At 68.3% G+C, this 24542-nt stretch carries 21 protein-coding genes; 11 read left to right on the forward strand and 10 right to left on the reverse strand.

The annotated features are described in order from the left end of the window. The first annotated feature begins 9 nt into the window (after positions 1 to 9). The 9 genes from ACODSM_RS16190 to ACODSM_RS16230 all read left to right on the forward strand — a co-directional run bounded on the left by ACODSM_RS16190 (position 10) and on the right by ACODSM_RS16230 (position 8096). Positions 10 to 789 (forward strand): amino acid ABC transporter ATP-binding protein, encoded by a 780-nt coding sequence (locus ACODSM_RS16190; protein ID WP_056638118.1) that lies wholly within the window; start codon positions 10 to 12, stop codon positions 787 to 789. 90 nt (positions 790 to 879) lie between these two features. After that, positions 880 to 1626: a sugar phosphate isomerase/epimerase family protein gene (locus tag ACODSM_RS16195; RefSeq protein ID WP_488806065.1), complete on the forward strand. Its 747-nt coding sequence runs from the start codon at positions 880 to 882 to the stop codon at positions 1624 to 1626. Further along, complete coding sequence (locus ACODSM_RS16200) at positions 1623 to 2573, forward strand: sugar kinase (RefSeq protein WP_343736420.1); 951 nt, start codon at positions 1623 to 1625, stop codon at positions 2571 to 2573. The genes ACODSM_RS16195 and ACODSM_RS16200 overlap by 4 nt, the downstream gene beginning before the upstream one ends. Then, complete coding sequence (locus ACODSM_RS16205) at positions 2570 to 3595, forward strand: 2-hydroxyacid dehydrogenase (protein WP_488806067.1); 1026 nt, start codon at positions 2570 to 2572, stop codon at positions 3593 to 3595. Before ACODSM_RS16200 ends, ACODSM_RS16205 begins: the two co-directional genes overlap by 4 nt. Continuing rightward, a complete protein-coding gene (locus ACODSM_RS16210; RefSeq protein WP_488806069.1) occupies positions 3592 to 4668 on the forward strand; it encodes a LacI family DNA-binding transcriptional regulator in 1077 nt (358 codons plus the stop codon). Before ACODSM_RS16205 ends, ACODSM_RS16210 begins: the two co-directional genes overlap by 4 nt. Before the next feature lie 100 nt (positions 4669 to 4768). After that, complete coding sequence (locus ACODSM_RS16215) at positions 4769 to 5476, forward strand: HAD-IA family hydrolase (protein ID WP_110961316.1); 708 nt, start codon at positions 4769 to 4771, stop codon at positions 5474 to 5476. A gap of 112 nt (positions 5477 to 5588) precedes the next feature. Then, positions 5589 to 6452 carry a DUF2189 domain-containing protein gene (locus tag ACODSM_RS16220; RefSeq protein WP_291446205.1) on the forward strand — a complete coding sequence of 288 codons (864 nt, stop codon included), beginning with the start codon at positions 5589 to 5591 and terminating at the stop codon, positions 6450 to 6452. Continuing rightward, entirely contained in the window at positions 6449 to 6661 is a 213-nt protein-coding gene (locus ACODSM_RS16225) for a DUF2788 domain-containing protein (protein WP_110961089.1), read from the forward strand. Before ACODSM_RS16220 ends, ACODSM_RS16225 begins: the two co-directional genes overlap by 4 nt. Positions 6662 to 6803: 142 nt before the next feature. Then, on the forward strand, positions 6804 to 8096 hold the full coding sequence (locus ACODSM_RS16230; RefSeq protein WP_488806071.1) for a type IV pilus assembly protein FimV: 1293 nt from the start codon (positions 6804 to 6806) through the stop codon (positions 8094 to 8096). 24 nt (positions 8097 to 8120) lie between these two features. On the opposite strand, the gene ACODSM_RS16235 is transcribed toward ACODSM_RS16230, so the two are convergent. The 10 genes from ACODSM_RS16235 to hpnC form a co-directional block, all read right to left on the reverse strand. Next, positions 8121 to 9170, reverse strand: a complete 1050-nt coding sequence (locus ACODSM_RS16235) for a tripartite tricarboxylate transporter substrate-binding protein (protein ID WP_488806073.1) — start codon at positions 9168 to 9170, stop codon at positions 8121 to 8123. Positions 9171 to 9204: 34 nt separating this feature from the next. After that, positions 9205 to 10593, reverse strand: coding sequence for a sensor histidine kinase (locus tag ACODSM_RS16240; RefSeq protein ID WP_488806075.1), 1389 nt, complete (start codon positions 10591 to 10593; stop codon positions 9205 to 9207). Positions 10594 to 10725: 132 nt separating this feature from the next. Further along, on the reverse strand, positions 10726 to 11409 hold the full coding sequence (locus ACODSM_RS16245) for a response regulator (RefSeq protein ID WP_488806076.1): 684 nt from the start codon (positions 11407 to 11409) through the stop codon (positions 10726 to 10728). A gap of 227 nt (positions 11410 to 11636) precedes the next feature. Continuing rightward, the gene (locus tag ACODSM_RS16250) at positions 11637 to 12647 is read right to left on the reverse strand and encodes a Bug family tripartite tricarboxylate transporter substrate binding protein (RefSeq protein ID WP_060984257.1); all 1011 of its coding nucleotides are present in this window, start codon (positions 12645 to 12647) and stop codon (positions 11637 to 11639) included. Between the two features lie 168 nt (positions 12648 to 12815). Beyond that, complete coding sequence (gene hpnE / locus ACODSM_RS16255) at positions 12816 to 14144, reverse strand: hydroxysqualene dehydroxylase HpnE (RefSeq protein WP_488806079.1); 1329 nt, start codon at positions 14142 to 14144, stop codon at positions 12816 to 12818. A gap of 6 nt (positions 14145 to 14150) precedes the next feature. Further along, the gene (gene hpnD / locus ACODSM_RS16260) at positions 14151 to 14990 is read right to left on the reverse strand and encodes a presqualene diphosphate synthase HpnD (protein ID WP_488806081.1); all 840 of its coding nucleotides are present in this window, start codon (positions 14988 to 14990) and stop codon (positions 14151 to 14153) included. 111 nt (positions 14991 to 15101) lie between these two features. Then, positions 15102 to 16613, reverse strand: a complete 1512-nt coding sequence (locus tag ACODSM_RS16265) for a TRAP transporter large permease subunit (protein WP_488806083.1) — start codon at positions 16611 to 16613, stop codon at positions 15102 to 15104. 10 nt (positions 16614 to 16623) lie between these two features. After that, positions 16624 to 17157 (reverse strand): C4-dicarboxylate ABC transporter substrate-binding protein, encoded by a 534-nt coding sequence (locus tag ACODSM_RS16270; protein WP_488806085.1) that lies wholly within the window; start codon positions 17155 to 17157, stop codon positions 16624 to 16626. A 54-nt stretch (positions 17158 to 17211) separates the two neighbouring features. After that, positions 17212 to 18621, reverse strand: coding sequence for an L-serine ammonia-lyase (locus ACODSM_RS16275; RefSeq protein ID WP_488806087.1), 1410 nt, complete (start codon positions 18619 to 18621; stop codon positions 17212 to 17214). Positions 18622 to 18922: 301 nt separating this feature from the next. Next, on the reverse strand, positions 18923 to 19831 hold the full coding sequence (gene hpnC, locus ACODSM_RS16280; RefSeq protein ID WP_488806089.1) for a squalene synthase HpnC: 909 nt from the start codon (positions 19829 to 19831) through the stop codon (positions 18923 to 18925). A gap of 243 nt (positions 19832 to 20074) precedes the next feature. Here hpnC and ACODSM_RS16285 point away from each other — a divergent pair, with 243 nt between their 5' ends. After that, positions 20075 to 21298, forward strand: coding sequence for an efflux RND transporter periplasmic adaptor subunit (locus tag ACODSM_RS16285; protein WP_488806090.1), 1224 nt, complete (start codon positions 20075 to 20077; stop codon positions 21296 to 21298). An 8-nt stretch (positions 21299 to 21306) separates the two neighbouring features. After that, the gene (locus ACODSM_RS16290; RefSeq protein ID WP_295940895.1) at positions 21307 to 24489 is read left to right on the forward strand and encodes an efflux RND transporter permease subunit; all 3183 of its coding nucleotides are present in this window, start codon (positions 21307 to 21309) and stop codon (positions 24487 to 24489) included. Positions 24490 to 24542: the final 53 nt, after the last annotated feature.

The following is a 24542-nucleotide window of genomic DNA, read 5'->3' on the forward strand; positions in this document are numbered from 1 at the left end:
GAGCCATTGATGAGCGACGCAGTCACGACCGCCCCCGGCACCCCGCCGATCATCCGCATGGAAGGGGTCAACAAGTGGTACGACAGCTTCCAGGTGCTCACCGACATCAACCTGTCGGTGCGGCCCGGCGAGCGTATCGTGATCTGCGGGCCATCGGGCTCGGGCAAGTCCACGCTGATTCGCTGCATCAACCGGCTGGAGACGGTGCAAAAGGGCCGCATCGAGGTCGATGGCATCGACCTGACCGCAGGCGGCAAGAACGTGGATGCCGTGCGCGCCGAAGTGGGCATGGTGTTCCAGCAGTTCAACCTGTTCCCGCACCTGACCATTCTGGAAAACTGCACGCTGGCCCCCATGCGTTCGCGCGGCATGAGCAAGGCGCAGGCCGAAGAAGTGGCCATGAAGTACCTGACCCGCGTGCGCATCCCCGAGCAGGCGCATAAGCACCCCAGCCAGTTGTCGGGTGGGCAGCAGCAGCGCGTGGCCATTGCGCGGGCGCTGTGCATGGCACCCAAGGTGATGCTGTTTGACGAGCCTACCTCGGCGCTCGACCCCGAGATGGTCAAGGAAGTGCTGGACACCATGATCAGCCTGGCCGAAGACGGTATGACCATGCTCTGCGTGACGCACGAGATGGGCTTTGCCCGCAGTGTGGCCGACCGGGTGATCTTCATGGCCGACGGCAAGATCCTGGAGCAGGCGCCGCCGCAGCAGTTCTTCGGCCAGCCGCAGCACGACAAGACGCGGCAGTTCCTGGGCCAGATCCTGAGTTCCCACCACGCACATTGAAACCCACGCACAGACCCACGCACATTGAGACCTGACAGGTCGTGCGGTTGATGGCCTTCGCCCCGTGGGGGCGCGGCCTGAAAGAAACACATGAAGGTATTGATTTCCCTGTCCTCCTTCGGCGCGGCCGAAACCGGTCGCCACGGCCAGCTGTGGTGCACCGACCTGGCCCAGCAAGCGGGCGCGGACGGCGTGGAGGTGCGTGGCGAGCTGCTGCGCGATGCGGCCACCGAGCTGCCCGCGCTGGCGGGCCGGGCGGCGGTGTACTCCAGCCCCGAAGGCCTGTGGACCCCGCAGGGCGCGCTGGACGAAGCAGCCCTGGCGCGTGGCGTGCAGGCTGCGCAGGTGCTGCGTGCGCCGCGCCTGAAGATGTCGATTGGTGGCTTTGGTCCTTCGTCGCATGCCTCGCTGCAACGCCTCAAGGCCCTGCTGCAGGCCGCCCCGCAGGTGGAGCTGGTGATCGAGAACGACCAGACCGCCACTGCCGGTACGCTGGCCGCCATGCAGGCCTTTTTTGCGGCCCAGGCGCAGGCGGGGCTCGACCTGGGCATGACCTTTGACATGGGCAACTGGCACTGGCAGGGCGAATGCCCGCTGCAAGCCGCGCAGGCCTTGGCACCCTATGTGCGCTATGTGCACTGCAAAGGCGTGCAGCGCCTGCCCGCCAAGTGGGTGGCGGTGCCGCTGGCCGATTCGGTAGCGCCATGGCGCGCTGTGCTGCGTGCCTTGCCTGCCGATGTGCCGCATGCCATCGAATACCCGCTGGTGGGCGACGACCTGGTGGCCGTCACGCGCGAGCAGGTAGCCTTCATCCGCGCTGCGCGGGAGGCCGCATGAGCGATTCAGCCTTCGACGTCGCTCTGTTTGGCGAGGCCATGTTGCTGCTGGTGGCCAATGAGCCGGGCCCGCTGGAGAACGCCACCGGCTTCCACAAGCGCACTGCCGGGGCCGAGACCAATGTGGCCATTGGCCTGGCGCGCCTGGGCCTGAAGGTAGGCTGGGCCAGCCGCCTGGGCACCGATTCGATGGGCCGCGCGCTGCTGGCTGCCATGCAAGGCGAAGGCATTGATTGCTCGCACGTGGTGTGCGATGCCACGCAGCGCACGGGCTTCCAGTTCAAGGAGCGCGTGATGGATGGCCGCGACCCGCAGGTGGAATACCACCGCAAGGGCTCTGCCGCCAGCCAGATGGGGCCCGCCGACGTGGACGAACCCTGGCTGCGGTCCGCGCGCCATCTGCATGCCACGGGCGTGTTTGCCGCCATCTCCGACACCAGCCTGCAGGCCGCCATCCGCACGCTGGAGGTGATGCGCGCTGCGGGCCGCACCATCTCGTTCGACCCCAACCTTCGCCCCACGCTGTGGTCGTCGCCCGAGACCATGCGCCACTGGATCAACACCCTGGCCACCTATGCCGACTGGGTGCTGCCTGGCATGGAAGAGGGCGTGTTTTTGACCAGCGAAACCACCCCTGAGGGTGTGGCACGCTTTTACCGTGAGCGGGGCGCCAAGCTGGTGGTGGTTAAGCTCGGCCCCGAGGGCGCGTACTACGACAGCGATGTGGCCGGCACCGGCCGCGTGCCCGGCGTGCCTGTGGCCCAGGTGGTGGACACCGTGGGCGCAGGCGACGGCTTTGCGGTGGGCGTGATCAGTGCATTGCTGGAAGGCCTGGACGTGCCCGCCGCGGTGCGCCGAGGCGCCTGGATTGGCGCGCGTGCCGTGCAGGTGCTGGGCGACACCGAGGGGCTGCCCACCCGTGCACAACTGCAGGAGGCGGGCCTGTGAGCCTGGCGCTACCTTCATCAGACGGCAGCACAAGCCCAACGCGCAAGCAAGTGCTGGTGTTTCGCGAGCTGCCGCCCGACCAGCTCGCGCGGTTGACTGCCGTGCACGACGTGACAGTGGCCGACCCGCGCAAGCCCGACGAGCGCGCGCGGTTTGACGCGGCGCTGGCGCAGGCGCACGGGCTCATCGGCTCCAGCTTTCCCATCGATGCCGCCGTGCTGGAGCATGCGCCCCGGCTGCAGGTGGTGTCCAGCGTGTCGGTGGGCGTGGACAACTACGCGCTGGACGTGCTGCAGTCGCGCGGCATCATGCTGTGCCACACCCCCGGAGTGCTCGACGAAACGGTGGCAGACTCAGTGTTTGCCCTCCTCATGGCCACCAGCCGCAGGCTGGTGGAGCTGTCGCAGTTAGTGCGCGAGGGCCGGTGGACGAAGAACATTGGAGAAGACCTGTTTGGCAGCGATGTGCATGGCAAGACGCTGGGACTGCTCGGGTTTGGCCGCATTGGCCAGGCCGTGGCGCGCCGCGCCGCACTGGGGTTTGGCATGCCGGTGATGTACCACGCCCGCCGCCCGGTGGATCTGGCAGCCCAGGCCCCTGAATTGCAGGGCAAGGCCATCCACACGCCGCTGCCCCCGCTGCTGGCGCAATCAGACTTTGTGGTGGCCATGTTGCCCTTGTCCGACAGCACGCGGGGCATGGTCAACGCCGAACTGTTTGCGGCCATGAAGCCCGGCGCCATCTTCATCAACGGCGGCCGGGGCGCCACCGTGGTGGAGCAAGACCTGCTGCACGCGCTGGACCATGGCCCGCTGCGCGCAGCGGGGCTCGATGTATTTGCCACCGAGCCGCTGCCGCTGGCGTCGCCCCTGCGCACCCACCCGCGCGTGACCCCGCTGCCCCACATCGGCTCGGCCACGCACGACACGCGCCATGCCATGGCGGCGCTGGCCACCACCAATCTGCTGCAGGCCCTGGCGGGCGAACGGCCCGCCGCCGTGTACAGCCCCATACCCGCATGAGCCCGCCGACACCCGCACCCTCCGCCACGCCCCGCGCCCGCCCCACCATCGCCGACGTGGCGGCCGAGGCCGGTGTGTCCAAGGCCACGGTGTCGCGCTACTTCAACCACCGTGAACGCCTGCTCAGCCCCGACATTGCGGCGCGGGTTGAGGCCGCCATCGCCAAGCTGGCCTACGTGCCCAGCCCCATGGCCCAGGCGCTGAGCCATGGCCGCTCGCGCCTGATTGGGCTGGTGGTGGCCGACATCACCAACCCCTATTCGGTGGCCGTGTTGCGCGGCGCCGAGAAGGCCTGCCAGGACGCCGGCTACCTGGTCATGCTGTTCAACCTGGGCAACGACCGCGAGCGCGAGCGCGCGGCCATCGACGCGCTAGCCAGCTACCAGGTGGATGGGTTCATCCTCAACACGCTGGGGCAGGGCGAGGGGCAGGCGGATGTGAACACCTTGCACGGCAAACCCGCCGTGCTGGTGGACCGGCGCCACGCCGGGCTGGCGGCAGACTTCGTCTCGCTGGACAACCAGGGCGCCATGCGCGAAGCCTGTGCCCATCTGCAGCAGCAAGGCTGGCAGCGTCTGCTCTACATCACCCAGCCCTTGCTGGGCGTGAGTTCCCGCATCGAGCGCACGGAGGCCTTTCGTGCGCTGGTGTCCTCCAAGCGCTCGGCGGTGCGCGGCACAGTGCTGGAGCTGGCAGCGGAGCAGGGCGATGAGGTGCTGGACCAGGCACTCACCGATCTGCTGCGGCAGGCCCGGCCCGGCGAGCGCTGCGCGGTGGTGGCGGGCAATTCGGTGGTCACGCTGCGGGTGGCTGCAGCCGTCTCGCGCATGGGGTGGACGTTTGGGCAACAGCTGGGCTTTGTGGGCTTTGACGACCCTGAGTGGGCGTCGCTGATCCGGCCCGGCCTGAGCGCCGTGGCACAGCCCACCGATGCCATCGGGCAACGCGCCGCGCAGTGCCTGCTGGAGCGCATCAACGGCCTGGAAGGCCCTGCACGCGAGAGCCTGCTGCCGGGCCTGCTGGTGGTGCGCGGATCTTCGTTGGGACCTGCGGGCGCGCCAGATCCGGGTTGAACGCACTGCACGGCGCAAAGGCCTGCGGTATGCTTTGCGGCCCTCGCCCCGGTGCATCGCCGGGGCCTCTTTTTTCGCCTTCATCCTTCAGGTGCGCCCTGTGCCAAATCCCTCTCTGGACACCTCCCGCATCCGCGCCATCTCCATCGATCTGGACGACACGCTCTGGCCCATCTGGCCCACCATCACGCGGGCTGAGAGTGTGCTGCTGGACTGGCTGACCCACCACGCGCCCGCCACGGCGGCATTGTTCTCGGACACCGAGGCACTGCGCGCCATCCGCAACCAGATGGTGACCCTGCGCCCTGACCTGAAGGGTGACCTGAGCGCGCTGCGGCGCGAGTCCATCCGGCTGGCGCTGACGCAGGCCGGTGACGAGCCCGCGCTGGCTGAACCGGCGTTTGATTTGTTCTTTGCCGAGCGGCAGCGGGTGGAGCTGTTTGATGATGCACACGACACGCTGGCTTTCTTGTCAGCGCGCTACCCGGTGGTGGCGGTGTCCAACGGCAATGCCGATATCCACCGCATCGGCATCGGCCACTACTTTCGCCACAGCATCAGCGCGTCGGACTTTGGCATCGCCAAGCCCGATGTGCGCATCTTCCATGCGGCCGCCACGGCCGTGGATGTGCTGCCCCACGAGGTGCTGCACGTGGGCGACGACGCCACGCTAGATGCGCAGGGCGCGCTGAACGCGGGCATGCAGGCGGTGTGGATCAACAGTGCCAAACACCCCTGGCCGCACGACGACACACCGCCCCATGCCACGGTGGACAGCCTTACCGCGCTGTGTCGGCTGTTGGCCTGACGGGTTCTACTGGGTTCGGTTTCTTGCCTCAGGTCAAGGTTTGGGCGCGCGGCGGTTGAAGCTGCGGCCCGATCAGGTCACACTCCATCGTCGCTCAGCGACCCCTCTCACCATGCCCCGTACTCCCCCTCCATTGCCCGCCATCCGCACCATCGGCCTGATGCAGCCCATGACCTGGCTGGTGCTGGCCTGGCGCGACATGGCGCGGGCGGGCTGGATCAGTTTTGCGCATGGCCTGGCGCTCACCCTGTTTGGCGCTGCCATCTTTGCGGTGGCGCATCACCGCTTCTGGCTGCTGGCGGGTGCGCTGTCGGGGTTTCTGGTGGTGGCGCCGGTGCTGGCCACCAGCCTGTATGCGCTGAGCCGCGCGCTGGAGCGTGGCGAGGCCGCCAACCTGGGCGTGGTGCTCAAGACCTGGCTCAACTGGCAGAACAGCCATGTGAACAAATGGGGCAGCGACTACTGGTGCATGCTGCAGTTCGGGGCCCTGCTGGCGCTGGCCGCCTCGGGCTGGGTCATGACCTCGGCGGCGCTCATCACCTTGCTCGCGCCCGTGCCCATCGAGACGCCGCTGGACTTTTTGCGCCATGTGGTCATGGCGCGCGACGGCTGGTTGTTTGAAATCTGGCTGGCGCTGGGCAGCCTGATGGCCGCGCCCATTTTTGCGTCCAGCGTGGTGGCCATGCCGCTGCTGCTGGACCGCCGCGCCACACTGCTGCAAGCTGTGCTCACCGGCTGGCAGGCGGTCATCACCAACCCGCTGCCGATGGCGTTCTGGGCTGCCATCATCCTGGGCTTTACCTTGCTGGGCCTGGGTTCCCTGCTGCTGGGCCTGATCGCTGTGATGCCCATGCTGGGCCACGCCAGCTGGCATGCCTACCGCGACCTGGTAGATGCATCCAGCCTGCCCGAGCGTGACCTGGTGGCCCCCGCTGTACCGAATGCCTCTGTGCGTCGGCCTGGAGGGACATCGTGATTTTTGGATTTACCGAGGCGCAGATCTCGGGCTTCTTCCTCACCTACGGGGTGGGGGCGTTCATTGCCTACATGCTGTTCATCATCGGGCAGCTGGCCTGGGAATCGAAGGCCGGGCGCTTTGGCACGTTCGTGATCTTCCTGGGGCTGGGCGTGGGTTTTCTGGGTTTCCTGGCCAAGGTGGTGATTCAGTGGTGGCTGGAGCGATAGCCGCCCGGGCGGTCTGCTGCCCATGCCCCGCGCTCTAGATTGCGCGCTTTGCGGGGCTTGGCACTGAGGCCTGCGCATTCATTTCTTTCCGTTGTGTTTTGTTTCATGTAGAAACTAATTGCAATGGCAGGAGGTGGTTGTGATGCTGCGTAACTCCCTGATCGTCGCCCTGCTGGGGCTGCTGGCCGAGGCGGCGGAAGCCCTGTCCCTGGGCGCGCCGCAAGGCAAGGTGTGGCTGGGACAGCCCATCGACCTGGGCTTTGAAGTCCAGCTGGACCCCGGCATGTCGGTGGATGCCTTGTGCCCGCAAGCGCGGCTGGTGTCTGGCGATGTGGCCGTACCGGCGGGCCGAGTCCAGGTGAGCGTGCGGCCGGGCGAGCCGGAGCGCAATCCGGTGCTGCGGGTGCAGTCCTCCCACTTGGCCGACGAGCCGGTGCTGACCGCCCAGGTCTCCGTGCATTGCACGGGCCGCGTGACGCGCGAATACACCTTTCTGGCCGACCTGCCCGCCACCGTGGCAGCGGGGCTGAGGCCGGTGGCGATTCCCTGGGAGGTGCCCCTGGCAGAGGTTTCTCCCTCGCGGACGGGTGGGGTGGTTGCCGGAGAAGCGTCTTCTGCATCCGCAATGGGCTCCTCGCGGCCGCGCAAGGCGTCGGCCGCCAGCCGGTTAGCCCGCAAGGGCACAAGGGTGGCCGCAAAGTCTGCCGGGGCTCCTGTAGCGCGCACCTCGTCCCCTGACACCGCTGCGATGGCCGGTGCGACCCGCGGGACGCAGCCTGCGCCCCAAGAACCACCCAGCACTGCACCGAGCGTAGCGCCCGAGACCGCATCAGCGCCCCCCGCACAAGCGTCGGCATCGTCCACCGCCTCGGTGGCTCAGGCTGTTGCGGCACCCGCTGCGCCGGGACCGGCCAAGCCCCGGCTGGTGATGGAGCCGTTGACGGCGCTGGTCACGCCGCCCGCCTCGGGCGAAGGGGCTCCATCCGACGGTGCAGCGCTGACGCCGCTAGCGGCTTCAAACCCAGAGGTCAACGCGCTGGACGGCGGGGGGACCGCCAGCGCGCGCATGCAGGCCTTGCAGGTGGAAGTGGATCGCATGCGCGCGCAGGCCGAGCAGGACCATCAGGCCACGCTCGCATTGCTGGCCCGCGTGGAGCAACTGAATGCAGGGCATTTCCCGGCGTCCCTGGTGTACGGGCTGCTGGCGATGCTGGCCTTGACGGTGGGTGCGGCCGGCTGGCTGCTGGCACGCATGCGGCGCGCCATGGACGCATCGAACGAAGAATGGCGCAACACCTTGACGGCCTATGTGGCGCAGTCCTCTTTGCCCGCAGCAGTAGATGCCGAGACCGAGCGCCGCACGGCGGTGCTGCCTGCCGACGACCGGCCTACAGGGTTGCCAGGACTGCATGGTGCTGGCGTGTTGCCAGCGTAGAGTCGAGGTGCTGCGTGGCGCAGCTCAACGCGGCCAGGACCGCAGCCCCAGGTCCTGCGCCAGGCGGCGATAGTCGGCCAGGCTGCGCTGAACATAGTCATCCAGGGCGGCGCCACTGAGCGCAAAGGGGTACAGCCCATGGCGGGCGCACAGGGCGGCGTATCCGGGTGCCGCCTGCGCTTCCTGCAGGGCAGTCGTCCAGGCGTGGGCGACGGCGTCAGGCACGCTGGCGGCCATGTAGAGGCCGCGCACGGTGGTCCATTGCAGGTCAATGCCTTGCTCGCGTGCCGTGGGCAGGGCGGCCAGCGCGCCGGGCAGCCGTGTGGGGGCCAGCACCGCCAGGATGCGCACTGGCAGGCCTTCCGCAGCGGCCCGGGTGGCCTCGGCCGCGTCGCCGGTGAAGATATCGATGTGGCGGCCGCCCAGCGCCTTGAGCGCTTCGCCACCGCCCTCAAACGACACAAAGCGCATGCGCTTGTGGTCTTGCCCCGCCGCGCGCACCAGCAGCGCAGCCTTCACCCAGTCCTGGCTGCCCAGCGTGCCGCCGGCGCCAAACACCACGCGGCCCGAATCTTTTTGCAACGCGGTGACCACGTCTTGCAAGCGCTGGTAGGGGGCGTCGCGGTGCACCGCCACCACGCCGTAGTCGTTGCCCAGCGTTGCAATCCAGCGCACGGCGCTCACCGGGTGGGGGCCGAAGCGGCCCTGCGCCAGGTTGAGCAGCGAGCCGCTGGAGAACGCCACCAGCGTGCCGGGCCCTCCCAGGCGGCCCGTGGCCACCTGGTCAAACGCCACTGCACCAATGCCGCCGGGCAGGTAGCGGGTGCGCAGCGGCGTGCGGCCGGGGCGCACGGCCTGCAGCGCCTGGGAGGCCAAGCCACAGGTCAGGTCAAATCCACCGCCGGGGCGTGAGGGCGCAATGCACTCTGCCGGTTCACGGGATGCGTCGGCCGCTGCTGATAAGGGAGCCAAGCCCGCGCCAGCGCTGGCAGCGGCCGCGAGCGTCTGCAGCAGCTGGCGGCGGCTGCAAGGCGCGGTCAGCAGGCGGTGCGTGGCGGGCAAGGGCTGCGGCATGGGGTGTGGAGTTTCAGTGGTTCTGCGGGCTGCGTCAGGCGCGGGGCCACCAGAGTATCGCCAGAAGCCCCGATCCTTCAGCGCGCGCCTGCAGCCGCAGGCTGCCCCGGTGCCGCTCGGCAATCGACCGCGCAATCGCCAGCCCCAGGCCCGACCCGCCCGCCGTGGCCTGCGAGCCGCGCCGGTAGCGCTGGCCCAGGGCGTCGCGCTCCTCGGCGGGCAGGCCGGGGCCGTTGTCCTCCACGCTGATGCTCCAGCCCAGGCTGTCACCCGCTGCCGACACGGTGACGGTGCCCTGCGCGGGGGTGTAGGCGATGGCGTTGGCGGCCAGATTGGTCAGGGCCTCGCGCAGCAGGCCACTGTCGCCCACGGCCTCGATGCCAGCGGCGGGCGTATGGATGCCAAAGTCGATCTGCTTGGCGCGCGCCTGGGGCAGCAGTTCCAGCGCCACCGTGCGCAGCAGCGCGGCCAGGTCGAACGGCGTCAGCTCCACCGCCGCCGTGTCGCTGCGGCCCAGTGCCAGCAGTTGCTGTGTGCTGCGCGTGGCGCGGGCGATTTCGCCCCCAATGGCGGCCAGCGTGTGCTGCACCTGCGTGCTGTCGCCCTCGCGGCGCGCGTAGTCGATCTGCATCTGCAGCGTGGTGAGGTGGGTGCGCAACTGGTGCGAGGCGTCGTCCAGAAACTGCCGCTGCTGTGCCACCAGGTCTTGCGTGCGCGCCATCTGCTGGTTGACGGCGTCCACCAGCGGGCGGATGTCGGCGGGCAGGTCGTTGGATGCCAGCGGGGTCATGTCGTCGCTGCTGCGGGCCTGCACCTCGCGCGCCAGCCGCGCCAGCGGGCGCAGCGCCACGGCCAGCAATGCCGCAGTGCCCAGCACCATCAGGGCCAGCACCAGCGCATCGCGCTGCACCGCGCGGCGCACAAAGCGGGCAGTGAAGTCCTCGCGCGACCGGGTGCTTTCGGCCACCTGCACCAGCACGGTGGATGCGGGCTCCGCACGGTCCAGCGCGCGGCGGTAGGCGGCCAGCCGCACGGACTCTCCAAAGTAGGTGGCGTCATAAAAACGCGGTACGCCGGGCTCCAGCGCGCCAGCAGGAAGGGGCAGGTCGGCATTGCCCAACTCCACCAGCCCGTCGGACGACGCCACGCGAAAGTACACATTGCCGCTGGCCGTGAGTTCAAAGAATTCCAGCATGCTGTACGGCAACTCGGCCGACAGGCCGCCCGAGGCGGTGGAGATGTTGGCGTCGATGGACTTGAGCGCGCCGAGCAGCGAGCGGTCGTAGGCTGCATTGGCAGCCTCCAGCGCATCGTGCCGTGTCATCCAAAGCTCTACGCCCGTCACCATGGCCAGCAGTGGCAGCAACAGCATGGCCAGCAGCCGCCACAGGCTGGCGCGGCGCAGGCGTTGCATCAAAGTCATGGCAGCGGACTCCGCCGCAAAGAACAGGGCGCGGTCCTGAACCTGCGCGTGGCCCAAGCCAGTGCCACCGTGGAACTGGCTTTGCCAGGCCACGGGTGGCGTCCCCCCTCAGGGGGGAAGACGCGCAGCGTCTCAGGGGGGATCCACATCATTTGCCTCTAGCGCATAGCCCAGGCCGCGCAGCGTGGTGATGCGCACACCGCTGCCATCCAGCCGCTTGCGCAGGCGGTGCACAAACACCTCCACGGCTTCGGGGTGCACGTCGTCATCGTCGGTGAACACCCGGTCCAGAATCTGCTGCTTGGAAAACGGCTCGCCACTGCGCTGCACAAGCACGCGTAGCACGGCATGTTCGCGCGGGGACAGGGCCAGGGGCTCTCCGCGCAGCGTGAACTGCTTGCGGGCGCTGTCATACACCAGCGCGCCGCAGGCCTGGCGCTGGTGCTCGTTGCCGCGCGCGCGGCGCACCAGAGCGTGCAGGCGGGCCTCCAGCTCGGCCAGCTCAAAGGGCTTGGCCAGAAAGTCGTCCGCCCCCGCGTTGAGCGAGCGCACGCGCTCGTCCAGCGAGTCACGCGCCGTCAAGATCAGCGCGGGCAGGCGCTGGTCGCGGTCGCGCAGGCGCTGCAGTACGGCCTGGCCGTCCAGCCCGGGCAGTCCCAGGTCCAGCACCAGCGCGTCGTAGTTGTCGTGCTGCTGCAGCGCGCGGTCGGCCAGGCGGCCATCGTTCACCCATTCGACCTGGATGCCCGCATGCTCCAGCGCGCGGCTGAGCCAGGTGCCCAGGTTGTGGTCGTCTTCGGCCAGGAGGATGCGCATGGGGGGATGCTACCGTTTGTGCGGAATGCGCAGGGCTTGCATTCAGCGTGGAGCCATTCAATGCGGAGCGGTGAGGGCGCGCAGGCGCCAGCAGCCGAACTGTGCGCACGCGCTGCCCAGGCCAGGCAGCCGTGCAAGGGCCGCCCCGCCGCACTGGCTGCGTCCCCCTTCCCGACCCGCGCAGCGGGGCGAGAGAAAGGGGGAAGACGCGAAGCGGCTCAGGGGGGTCAATCGGGTTTGACCTTCGCACGCAGCAGCACCTTCTTCCAGCGCTCCTGTTCAGACGCAATGAACTGCGCAAACTGCGCGGGCGTTCCGCCAATGGCCTCGGCCGCGTCCGCGTTCAGGCGCTCCAGCGAGCCGGGGGCCTTGACGGCCTTGGCGGTCTCGGCTGCCAGCTTGTCGAGGTTGGCCGGTGCCAGGTTGGCGGGGGCCAGCATGCCGTACCACTGCGTCATCTCAAAGCCCGGGAAGCCCTGTTCGGCCACCGTGGCTACGTCGGGCAGCTGGGGCAGGCGCTTGGCCGAGCCGGTGGCAATGCAGCGCACCTTGCCGGCCTTGATGAAAGGCAGCAGGGCGGCAGCGCCCACGGCAGCGGCATCAAGGCGGCCCGAGAGCAGGTCGGTCATCATGGGGCCGGTGCCACGGTAGGGCACGTGCAGCATGAAGATCTCGGCGGTCATCTTGAGGTATTCAAACGCCAAGTGGCCCGCGCTGCCGTTGCCCGCCGAGCCATAGCTGAGCTTGGCCGGGTTCTTCTTGGCGTAGGCGATGAACTCCTTGAGATTCTTGGCGGGCACGTCGGGGTGCACCACGTACAGGCTGGGCACCTTGGCCAGCAGGCTCACGGGCTTGAAGTCCTTGTTGGCGTCGTAGGGCAGCTTGTCGAAGATGAAGGGGTTGACGGCCAGCGTGCCGATGTGGCCCAGGATCAGCGTGTGCTGGTCGTCCGAGCGTGCCACTTCACCCATGGCGATGTTGCCGGCGGCGCCGGGCTTGTTGTCTACATACACGCTCTGGCCCAGCGTCTTGCCCAGCTCGGCAGCGGTGGAGCGGGCCACGATCTCCGAGCTGCCGCCCGGAGCGAACGGCACCACAAACCGCACTGACTTGGAAGGCCAGGCCGCCTGGGCCGATGCACCGGTGGGCAGCAGGCCGCCCAGGGCCAAGGCGCCGCTGGCTCCCAGCAGGTGGCGGCGGGTGGGGGACCAGAGGGCGGGGTGTTCGTGTGAAAGCATGGGGGTGTCTCCGTCAAAACAATAGGCCGAAAGGCCAAAGGGCCCAAAGGCGAACAAGGCGCATGCGGTATGCGTGTGGCGCCATGGTGCCCGGGCCGTGCTTTCGGAATGCTGTCAGCGGGCTTGGTAGTTACCCGGGGGTGGCCCGCTGGCCCTGGTGGTGTTGTGTCAGCCCGCCGCGCAGGCTGCCACGGCGGTGCCGCTGAGCACCGCACCTTCCAGCGTCGCTGGGTAGGGGCCGTCCACATAGTCGCCGCAGGCCGTCAGCCCCGGCAACACCTGCATGGCGGGCCGCTGCAGGCCGGGGGTGCACGCAAACGTAGCGCGCTTTTCGACCACGGTCTGCACAGGGCGCAGGCCGGGCAGGCCCAGCTGCGCGGCGGCTTGCTGCAGCACCTGTTGCTCGATGAGTGCCCGGTCGCCGTCGCTGGCGCTCACCACAAAGGCCAGCAAGCCCTGCTGGCCGTCAAGCTGGCCCCGGTCGAACACGAACTGTGCCGGGTGCTCGGCCGTGTTGCGCAGCGCCAGCATGGGCAGGGGCAAGCGCGCTCCGCTGGCGTGGGCATACACGGTGGTGATGGCCTCAAACCGCAAGGCGTTGGCGGTGGCACTCCAGCGGGCCGCAGCGGTCAGGCCCGCCGTGCTGGCAAGGCCCTCGACCAGCCGCGCGGCCTCCCACGAGGGGCAGGCCAGGGTGATGTGGTCGAAGGCATCGGTTGCTTCTGAGCCTTGCGCCGCACCCCCAGTCCCCGCTAACTGCCAGCGTCCGCTGGGCAGGGGCACGAGCCGCTGGATGCGTTGGCCAGTGACCACCTGGCCGCCTTGCTGCACCAGCCAGCGCATCGCGGACTCGGGGAATAGCGCGCCCAGGTCGGTGCGGGGCAGCAGCAGGTTGGAGCCACCGCGCCCGCTGAACAGGCTGTCTTGCAGCACCCGCAAAAACACCTGGCCGCTGGCCTCGCGTGCGGGGGTGTTGAGTGCCGACACGCACAGCGGGTCGATGAACTCGGCCATCAGCCGGGGCGTGAGCGGGGCGCACAGGTCTGCCACCGAGGTGTGGGGTGCGCAGCGAAAGCCGCGCAGCTGCCAGGCGGTGGCCGTGCGCAGCAGGGCGACCTTGTCTTGCCAGCCCCAGCCTTTGGCGCGCACGATGCCCAGCAACGCATCGAGCGGCGGGGGCAGGTCGGGCAGTTGCAGGCCCTGGCCGTCGGGGAACTGCAGGGTCAGCGGCAGGCGTAGCAGCGCGGTGGCGGGGTCTACGCCCACCAGGCGCATCAGGCGCAGGCTCTCGGTGTAGGCGCAAATCAGGATGTGCTGGCCGTTGTCGAGCGTGGCCGCTGTGCCATCCGGCAGCACGCCCGGCACGGCGCGGGCGCGGCCGCCCACCGTGCGCGCGGCCTCGAACACGGTGACCTGGCGGCCTGCCTGCCGGTGGGCGATGGCCGCGGCCATGCCGGCCCAGCCAGCCCCGATGACAGCGACTTTCTTTGGTGCCACGCCGGGCTACATCCTGCCCAGGGCTTGCATCTTCCAGGCCAGCCAGAACTTGCGCAGCGGCGTGAGGCGGATACGCTGGTGCAGCACCTGGAAGTTCTCGTGCTCGATCTCGCGCAGCAGGGTGCGGTAGATGCTGGCCATCATCAGGCCGGGCTTTTGGGTGCGGCGGTCTGCGTCGGGCAGCAGGGCAAAGGCCTCGTCATACAGCCGGTGGGCACGCTCGGCCTGAAAGCGCATGAGGGCGGTGAACCGGTCGGAGTACTCGCGCTTCAAGATCTCGTGCGCCTTCACGTCAAACTGCTGCAGCTCGCTGACGGGCAGGTAGATGCGGCCCAACATGGCGTCTTCGCCCACGTCGCGGATGATGTTGGTGAGCTGGAACGCCAGGCCCAGCCGGTGGGCGTATTCGGTGGTGCGCGGGTCAGTCTGGCCGAAGATGCGCGCGGCCACTTCACCCACGATGCCCGCCACCAGGTGGCAGTAGCCCTTGAGGCCTGCAAAGTCGAGGTAGCGCGTCTGCTCCAGATCCATCTGGCAGCCGTCGATCACGGCCTGCAGGTGGCGCTGTTCGATGCCGTAGTCGGCCGCCAGCGGCATCAGCGCCAGCATCACCGGGTGCGTGGGCTGGCCCGCGTAGGCCTTGGTCACTTCGGCCTGCCACCAGGCCAGTTTGGTGCGGGCCACGCCGGGGTCGCTCACCTCATCGACCACATCGTCCACCTCGCGGCAAAACGCATAGAACGCCGTGATGGCCGCGCGGCGGGGCGCGGGCAGAAAGAGAAAGGCGTAATAGAAGCTGCTGCCCGAGGCCACGGCTTTTTGCTGTACGTACTGCTGCGGTGTCATGGGGCGAGATTGTCCCATGGCGCACTGGGGCGGGCCGATTGTCGGGGTTTGCGGTGTTTTCGGGCGGATGCGCTAGTGCAGCATGCCGAGGTTGCTATTCAAATGATAGCTTTAGGGAGATGTTGCAGAGGCGGCGGGCGCAGGGGCAGGCGCCTCGGGTTGCGACATCTCGCGCATCAGCGCGTCCAGGTCGTCGCCCTGGATCGACATCTCGGGCAGCGTGGCGGGCGTGCTGCGCAGCCACTGCGTGGTGGCGGGCACGGCCATCACCAGGGCAATCACGCCGGCCAGGCAGAGCGGGTAGGGCGCCAGCGCGCGCGCCACCGCGCCCATGGCGGGCCGGGGCGCCACCTGGGCGCGGGACAGCACCAGCGCGTAGCCCAACGGCGGCAGCAGGAACCCCGCCTGCAGCACCAGCAAGGTGAGCGCGGCCACCCAGGCCGCGTCGTCCACCAGCGCCAGCAAAGGGGGCATGACGATGGGGATGATCAGGAAGATCAGCTCGAACGCATCGAGCACAAACGCCGAGCCCAGCAGCACGGCCAGCACCACCCCCATGGCCAGCAGGGGCTGGCCCTGCAGGGCACGCATCCATTCGGCCACCAGCACATCGGTGCCGTAGGCGCGCAGCACCAGCGAGAACGTGACGGCCGCCACCAGCAGCGCAAACAGCGCACCGGTGAGCGCCATGGCGTCGTCCAGCACCTGCGCCAGCCGCCGCCGCGTGAGCTGGCGCGACGCCACGCCCCACACCAGCAGCAACACCCCGGCGGTGGCGGCGGCCTCTACCGCCCGCACGCGGCCGGTGGTGACCAGTGCCAGCAGGGCCACGATGAGCGTAGGCACCACGCCCAGCGTCCAGCGCTCGCTGCGGGTGAGGGGCACGGGTGCTAAAGATGCGGCCCCTTGATCTGCGGTGCCGCCAGTGCGGCGCTGGGCGAGCCACCAGGTCACGCCCATCCACAGCACCAGCAGCAGTGCGCCCGGCGCCAGGGCGGCCTGCAGCACGTCCTGGGTGTTGATGATGCGGGTGCCTGCGCGGGCGCTGGCCAGCCCCAGCTGCGTGGCCAGGGTCAGGCCCTCGGTGTGGGCGCGCAGCATGGCATCGCCCAGCAGCAACAGCACCAGCGACGGTGGCACGATGATGCCCAGCGTGCTGGCCACGGCGACCAGGGCGGTGCGGCGGGCGGGCGGCATGCCTTCGTGGGCCCAGGCCTGCCCGGCGGTGTGCGACAGGGTCACCAGGCTGGCCCCCACCGATCCGTTCATGGGCGCCATGAGCATGCCTACGCCCAGGCCCGCCATGTCGGGCGCGGCCCGTTGCCCCACCACGCGCGCCAGCAGCTTGCGCAGGCCGCTGTACAGGCCGTTGACCATTGCCAGATGGTTGAGCAGCGCACCCACCACGGCGTACAGAACCAGCGCCTGCAGCAGGTCGTGTTCGAGCAGGCCCACCACGCGTTCCGGCAGGCTGCGCAGCACCGCGCCATCAAACGCGCCCAGCGCCAGGCCCGCCACCGCGCCCAGGGTGCTGACGCCCAGCAGCACGGCGTAGGTGGCCCAGCCGGTGGTCATCATCAGCACCAGGGCCAGCACCAGCAGCAACAGGCCGATGGCATTCATGGGATGAGACTCATGCAGGGTCCGCCGGTGTGCCAGTGGGCGTGCGCAGGGTATGCATGGCCTTCCACAGGTCGGCCAGTGCTTGCAGAGCCAGCAGCACGGCCAGCATCAGCAAGGCCAGCTTGATGGCGAAGTAGCCGGGGTTGGCGGTTTCAGGAAAACTTTCCAGCCCCCGCACCGACCGCCACACCGTGGGCGCGGTGTTGATGCACACAAACACCGCCCAGGGCAACACGGCCAGGGGCGCGCCCAGCAGGCGCATGGCGCGCACCGGTCCCCGGCCCGCATGGGCAAGGTCGGGGCGGCTGACCAGGTGGGCGCCGCGCCGGTCCGCGTGGCGCAGGGCCACGGCCACATACAGCGCAAACAGCACCTGCGCGAGGTCGTTGGCCTGGCTGGACCCCGCGCCCCACCCGTCGCGCAACGGCCATTGCAAAAACAGCAGCAGCACGACCAGCAGCGCCAGCGGCATCACCAGCGCGCCCAGGCGGTTGAGCCAGCGCTCCAGCGGCAAGGGGGTGGGCAGGTCCGGCGGCAGATGCATGCAGGTGAAGGGGCTACGAAACGTGCCGCGATAGGGGCCAGTGGGCGGCGCGGTTCAGCATTCGACCACATTCACCGCCAGCCCGCCGCGCGATGTTTCCTTGTACTTGACCTTCATGTCCGCGCCGGTTTGCATCATGGTCTTGATGACCTTGTCGAGCGAGACCACGTGCTGCCCGTCGCCGCGCAGCGCCATGCGGGCGGCGTTGATGGCCTTGATCGCACCCATGGCGTTGCGCTCGATGCAGGGGATCTGCACCAGCCCGCCCACGGGGTCGCAGGTCATGCCCAGGTTGTGCTCCATGCCGATCTCGGCCGCGTTCTCCACCTGCTCGGGCGTGCCGCCCATCACGGCGGCCAGCGCGCCGGCGGCCATGGAGCACGCCACGCCCACCTCGCCCTGGCAGCCCACCTCGGCGCCGGAGAGTGACGCGTTCTCTTTGTAGATGATGCCGATGGCACCTGCGGTGAGCAAAAAGGTGGCAATGCCGTCGTCGTTGGCCGGGATGGGGCCCTGCAAAAAGTTGACGTAGTAGTGCAACACGGCCGGGATCACGCCCGCTGCACCATTGGTAGGGGCCGTCACCACGCGGCCGCCCGCGGCGTTTTCTTCGTTCACGGCCATGGCGTACAGATTCACCCAGTCCAGCATGGAGAGCGGGTCGCGCAGGGCGGCCTCGGGCGAGCGGCTCAGGTTCTTGTGCAGCTCGGCCGCGCGGCGGCGCACATGCATGGGGCCGGGCAGGGTGCCGGTGCTGGCGCAGCCGCGCTGCACGGCGCCGGCCATGGTCTGCCAGATGGCCAGCAGCTGGCGCCGCACCTCGGCGGGGCTGCGCCAGTGCTGCTCGTTGGCGGCCATGAGCTGGGCCATGCTCAGGCCGGTGGCGCGGCACTGCGCCAGCAACTCGGCACCGGTGCGGAACGGGTATGGCAGGCCCTGGCCATGGCCTGCGGTGCCTGCATTGGAGCTGGCCGGGGTGTTGAGCACCCGCTGGCCCGCTGCATCGACCACAAACCCACCGCCCACCGAGTAGTACTCCCGCATGGCGATATCGTTGCCCTGCGCATCCAGTGCATGGAATGCCATGCCGTTGGGGTGCAGCGGCAGGCTTTTGCGGCGAAACAGCAGGTGGTCCTTTTCGACAAACGGCACAACATGCTCGCCCAGCAACGCCAGCGTCCCGCTCTGGCGGATCTGTGCGATGGCGGGGGCGATCTGGTCGGGGTCGATATGGTCTGGCTCATGCCCGGCCAGGCCGAGCAGCACGGCGCGGTCGGTGCCGTGGCCCACGCCGGTGGCCGAGAGGGAGCCGAACAGCTCCACCGTGACCTGGTGCACGGCCGCCAGGCCGACGGTGTCGCGCACATGGCAGGCAAACTGCCGCGCCGCAATCATGGGCCCCACGGTGTGGGAGCTGGACGGACCGATGCCGATTTTGAAGAGGTCGAAAACGCTGACGGACATGGTGGGGGTGACCCTGGCTCAAAAGAAGTGCCGCAGCGCTTGTGGCGCGCGGGCACGGGCCGGCAGGGTGGGGCGCTGGCCACCGCCCTGCCACGGTGGCCGCGAGGCTAACCGGGTGCGGTGGCCGGGGCATGCTCGCTATCCCTGCCCCGGCCGGGCCGAGGGCGTGGAACATCTCAGCGAATTGCTATAAATTGGATAGCTATTAGCGCATATAAATCAAGCGCTACAGGCATTTTTGCACTGCATGGCGCTCTGGCGGGCGAGTGTGTGAGCCCGCCTTGCGGCCCATGAATCTTTCTTACATCACCAGCGCGCGGCCCAGCATCACGCACCAGTCCCACCCACGGAGCTTGGGCCGGGTGTGCAGGCTGCCCCCTTTGAGGGCATCGACCTTGTCGAGGATGCGCAGGCCGCCTTGCACCACCAGCCGCAGCTCCCAGCCAGCGCGGCCGGGTAGGCTATGCACCAGGGGGGCGCCGCTCTGCATCATGGTGCGGGCCCAGTGGGCGCAGTCGGCAATCAGGCGGGCGTTCTCGCGGGTGCTTTGCAGCGCCAGCAGCTCGGACTGGCAGGCGCCATAGGTCGCGCAGTCGGAGCGCGGCAGATAGTGGCGACCCCGGGGAATGTCCACCGACAGGTCCTGCCAGAAGTTGATGAGCTGCAGCGCAGTGCAGATGGCGTCGCTCTGGCGCAGCGCCTGGGCATCGTGCACGCCATAAAGGTGCAGCAGCAGCCGGCCCACGGGGTTGGCCGAGCGGCGGCAGTAGTCCAGCAGTTCGTCGCGGTCGGCGTAGCCTTCGCCGTCGCGGGTTTTTTCCACGTCCTGGGCAAAGGCGCTCAGCAGGTCTTCCAGCAAAGGCGCAGGCAGCTGGTGGCTGCGCAACACGCCTTGCAGCGGCAAAAACACGCTGGCCCAGCGGGGCGAGGGCGCCTGGCCCTGGGCGATCGCGCGCAGATCGGCCAGGTAGGCGGCCAGGTCTGCCAGCCGGGCGGCGGGCAGGGCATCGCCTTCGTCGGCCATGTCATCCGCCGTGCGCGCAAAGCCGTAGATGGCGGCAATCGGCTGGCGCAGGTGGGGCGGGCACAGCAGGGATGCGACCGGGAAGTTTTCGTAATGGGTCACGGGGGGCGCCACCGCATCGGTCGCAGTGGGCTGTGGCGCGGAGCCTGCGCCGGGGTGGGGAGAGGGGCTGGGACGGTCGTTCACACCCCGGATTGTCGCTTGACAAGCTCAAGGGCTTCTCATAGATTACTAACCGGTCAGTCAGTAATCATAAAAACCAATCCAGTGGGGGACAAGGCGGCTGGCCCCTGCACCTGTTCACAAGCGCCCTGCATGGCTGCGGGTCGCCGGTTGGCGGGTGCCTGGTGTACCGTCGCTGCGCGGGCGCTCCGGCCTGCGTTTTGCTTGCTGATCCTTGTGGCCCCTTCTTTTTTCACCGGATTTCCCATGCGCACTTCCTCCGCCCTGCGGCCCTTTTCACGGCATTCCAGGCTTTTGCTGGTGCTGGCCACCGCTACCGTGCTGGCCGCCTGTTCGCGTCCCGCACCGCCCGAGGAGCCCGTGCGCTCCGTCAAGCTGATGACGGTGGGCGTGGGTGCGCTGCAGTCCAGCCTGGAGTATTCGGGCGAGGTGCGCGCGCGGGTGGAGTCGCGCCTGGGCTTTCGGGTGGCGGGCAAGATCGTGCAGCGCCAGGCCGAGCTGGGTCAGCGCGTGAAGGCAGGCCAGGTGCTGGCGCAACTGGACCCCAAGGACTACCAGCTGGCGGCTGACGCAGCGCGTGCGCAGGTGGCGTCGGCCACCACGCAGCGCGACCTGGCGGCGGCAGACCTCAAGCGCTACCAGGCGCTGAAAGACCAGAACTTCATCAGCGGTGCCGAGCTGGAACGCCGCGAGGCCACGCTGAAGGCCGCCCAGGCCACCCTCGACCAGGCGCGTGCCCAGCTGTCGTCGCAGGGCAACCAGGCTGCTTACACCACGCTGGTGGCGGATGTGTCGGGCGTGGTGACGGGTATCGATGCCGAGCCGGGCCAGGTGGTGTCGGCCGGCGCCCCGGTGGTGCGCATTGCGCAGGATGGCCCGCGCGACGTGGTGTTTGCCGTGCCGGAAGACAAGGTGGCGCAGATCACGACGGGCTCCGAGGTCGCCGTGCGTGGCTGGTCGGGTGGCAGCACGCTGACAGGCCGTGTGCGCGAGGTGGCTGCGAGCGCCGACGCGGCGACCCGCACATTCCAAGTCAAGGTGGCCATTGACGCGGCCGACGCCCCAGCGCTGGGCGCCACCGTGTACGCCACGCCCAAGGCGCTGAGCCACGCCGGCATTGCCGCCATCAAGCTGCCCACCAGCGCGCTGCGGCAGGAGGGCCAGTCCACCGCCGTTTGGGTATACGACCCTGCAACCAGCACCGTCAAGTCGCAGGTGGTGCAGATCGCCACGGCCGATGGCAACGATGCCGTGGTGGCCGGGGGACTGACCCCCGGCATGCAGGTGGTGGCCACCGGCGTGCATGTGCTGTCTCCCGGTCAAAAAGTGACGGTATACCAGCCAAAAGTGGCTCAGGCGCCGGTGAATAAAGCGCAAACAGCTCCTGAAACTGTAGCAATGCCGACGGTACTATCGGCTCCTGCGGCCGCCGCTGCACCCGCCACCGCCACGGCCTCTGCCGCCAACTGAGGCCCGTAATGACGCAAATCCAACCCAAAGAGGGGTTCAACCTCTCCAAATGGGCGCTCGACCATCCCGCGCTCACTCGCTACCTCATGGTGGTGCTGATGCTGCTGGGCTTTGCGGCCTACTTCCAGCTGGGGCAGGACGAAGACCCACCGTTCACCTTCCGCGCCATGGTGGTACGCACCTACTGGCCCGGCGCCACGGCCCAGCAGGTGGCCGAGCAGGTCACTGACAAGATCGAGCGCACGCTGCAAGAGGTGCCGTATGCGGACAAGATCCGCAGCTACTCCAAGCCCGGCGAGTCGCAGATCATTTTTCAGATCAAGGACTCCTCCAAGCCCGGCGACGTGGCCAATGTCTGGTACAGCGTGCGCAAGAAGGTGGGCGACATGCGCTACACCTTGCCGCAGGGCATCCAGGGCCCGTTCTTCAATGACGACTTCGGGGACGTGTATGGCGTGATCTACGCGCTGGAGTCCGAGGGCTTCAGCTACGCCGAGCTCAAGCAGTTTGCCGATGATGCACGCCAGCAGCTGCTGCGCGTGCCCGATGTGGCCAAGGTCGAGCTGTTTGGCGTGCAGGACGAAAAGCTCTTCATCGAGATCTCGCAAAAGCGCTTGTCGCAACTGGGCCTGGACATGAACCAGGTGCTCGCTCAGCTGGGCCAGCAGAACGCAGTGGAGAGCGCGGGCACCATCCAGACGCCCCAAGACCAGGTGCAGGTGCGCGTGCAGGGCCAGTTCAACGCCATCGAGGACCTGCGCGCGATGCCGATCCGTGGCCCCTCGGGCGCGCAGCTGCGGCTGGGCGATATCGCTGAAGTGCAGCGCGGCTATGTGGACCCACCGGGCGTGAAGGTGCGCCACCAGGGCCGCGAGGTAATCGCGCTGGGCGTCTCCATGGCCAAGGGCGGCGACATTATTGCGCTGGGCAAGGCGCTGCACACGGCCACGGACCGCATCGGCGCCACGCTGCCGGCCGGTGTGAAGCTGGTCAATGTGCAGGACCAGCCCAAAGCGGTGTCCACCTCGGTGAATGAATTCGTCAAGGTGCTGATCGAGGCTGTGGTCATCGTGCTGGCGGTCAGCTTCATCAGCTTGGGCTTTCACAAGCGGCCCGGCAACAACCCGCTGTGGAAGCGCTGGTATATCGACCCCCGCCCGGGGCTGGTGGTGGGCATCACCATCCCGCTGGTGCTGGCTGTCACCTTCCTGGCCATGTGGTACTGGGGCATCGGGCTGCACAAGATCTCTCTGGGCTCGCTGATCATCGCGCTGGGCCTGCTGGTGGACGACGCCATCATTGCGGTGGAGATGATGGTGCTCAAGCTCGAAGAGGGCTATGACAAGGTGCGCGCCGCCACCTTCGCCTACGAGATCACGGCCATGCCCATGCTCACGGGCACCTTGATCACGGCGGCGGGCTTCTTGCCCATCGGCCTGGCCAAGTCCACGACGGGCGAATACACCTTTGCGATCTTTGCCGTGACGGTGATTGCGCTGGTGCTCAGCTGGTTCGTGTCGGTCTACTTCGTTCCTTACCTCGGCACGCTGCTGCTCAAGGTGCCGCCTCACGTCTTGGCCGCTCAGGCCAACAAGGGCATCACGGACGACCCGCACGAGGTCTTTGACAGCCCGTTCTACCGCAGCTTCCGCCGTCTGGTGGACTGGTGCGTGCAGCACCGCTGGCTGACCATTGGCGCCACGGTGCTGACCTTTGCGCTGGGCATTGTCGGCATGGGCAAGGTGCAGCAGCAGTTCTTCCCGGATTCCAGCCGGCCTGAGATTCTGGTGGACATCTGGTTCCCCGAAGGCACGTCGTTCGCAGGCAACGAGGCCGTCACCAAACGCGTGGAGCAGCGCCTGCTGTCCGAGCCAGGCGTGAACACGGTGAGCACCTGGGTAGGCTCTGGCGTGCCGCGTTTTTATCTGCCGCTCGATCAGGTGTTTCCGCAGAGCAACGTGTCGCAGTTCATCGTGGTGCCCCAAGACCTGAAGGTGCGCGAATCGCTGCGTGTGAAGCTGCCTGCGCTGCTGGCGCAGGAGTTCCCGGAAGTGCGCGGGCGCGTCAAGCTGCTGCCCAACGGGCCGCCCGTGCCTTATCCCGTTCAGTTCCGCGTGGTAGGCCCTGATCCGCTGGTGCTGCGCGAGCGTGCGGACGAGGTCAAGGCCCAGCTGCGCCAGAACTCCAACATGCGCGGGGTGAACGACAACTGGAACGAGTCCGTGAAGGTGCTGCGCCTGGAAGTCGACCAGGCCAAGGCACGCGCCCTGGGCGTGACCAGCCAGTCCATCGCACAGGCGTCCAAGACCATTCTGTCGGGCACGCAGGTCGGCCAGTACCGCGAGGGCGACAAGCTCATCGACATCCTGCTGCGCCAGCCACTGGATGAGCGCAACGCCATCACCGACATTGCCAACGCCTATCTGCCCACGGCCTCGGGCAAGTCGATCCCGCTCACGCAGATCGCCAAGCCCGTGTTCACCTGGGAGCCGGGCGTGATGTGGCGCGAGAACCGCGACTACGCCATCACCGTGCAGGGCGACGTGACCGAGGGCCTGCAGGGCGCCACGGTGACGGCGGCGCTGCTGCCATCCCTCAAGGAGATTGAGGCCAAGTGGCGGTCGGCGGGCCAGACGGGCTACCGCATCGAGGTGGCGGGCGCCGTGGAGGAAAGCTCCAAGGGCTCGGCGTCCATCGCGGCGGGCCTTCCCATCATGCTGTTCATCACCTTCACGCTGCTGATGCTGCAATTGCACAGCTTCAGCCGCGCGATGCTGGTGTTCCTTACCGGGCCGCTGGGCATGGCGGGTGTGGCGGCGGCGCTGCTGTTGCTCAATCGGCCGTTTGGCTTCGTGGCGCTGCTGGGCGTGATCGCGCTCATGGGCATGATCCAGCGCAACTCGGTGATCCTGATCGACCAGATCGAGCAGGACCGCGCCCGGGGTGTGCCCGCATGGGATGCGATTGTGGAATCGGCCGTGCGCCGCTTGCGCCCCATCGTGCTCACGGCCGCGGCTGCGGTGCTGGCCATGATTCCGCTGTCGCGCAGCGTGTTCTGGGGCCCGATGGCTGTGGCCATCATGGGCGGGCTGGTGGTGGCCACGGTGCTCACGCTGCTGGCACTGCCTGCGATGTACGCGGCCTGGTTCCGTGTCAAGCGGCCTGCGCCAGAGGTTCCTGGGGCTGCTTGACCGGCAGGGCGTCCGCATCAGGTAAAATAGAAGGTTGACCGATTTCACACAGG

The organism is Acidovorax sp. FG42 (assembly GCF_057809195.1).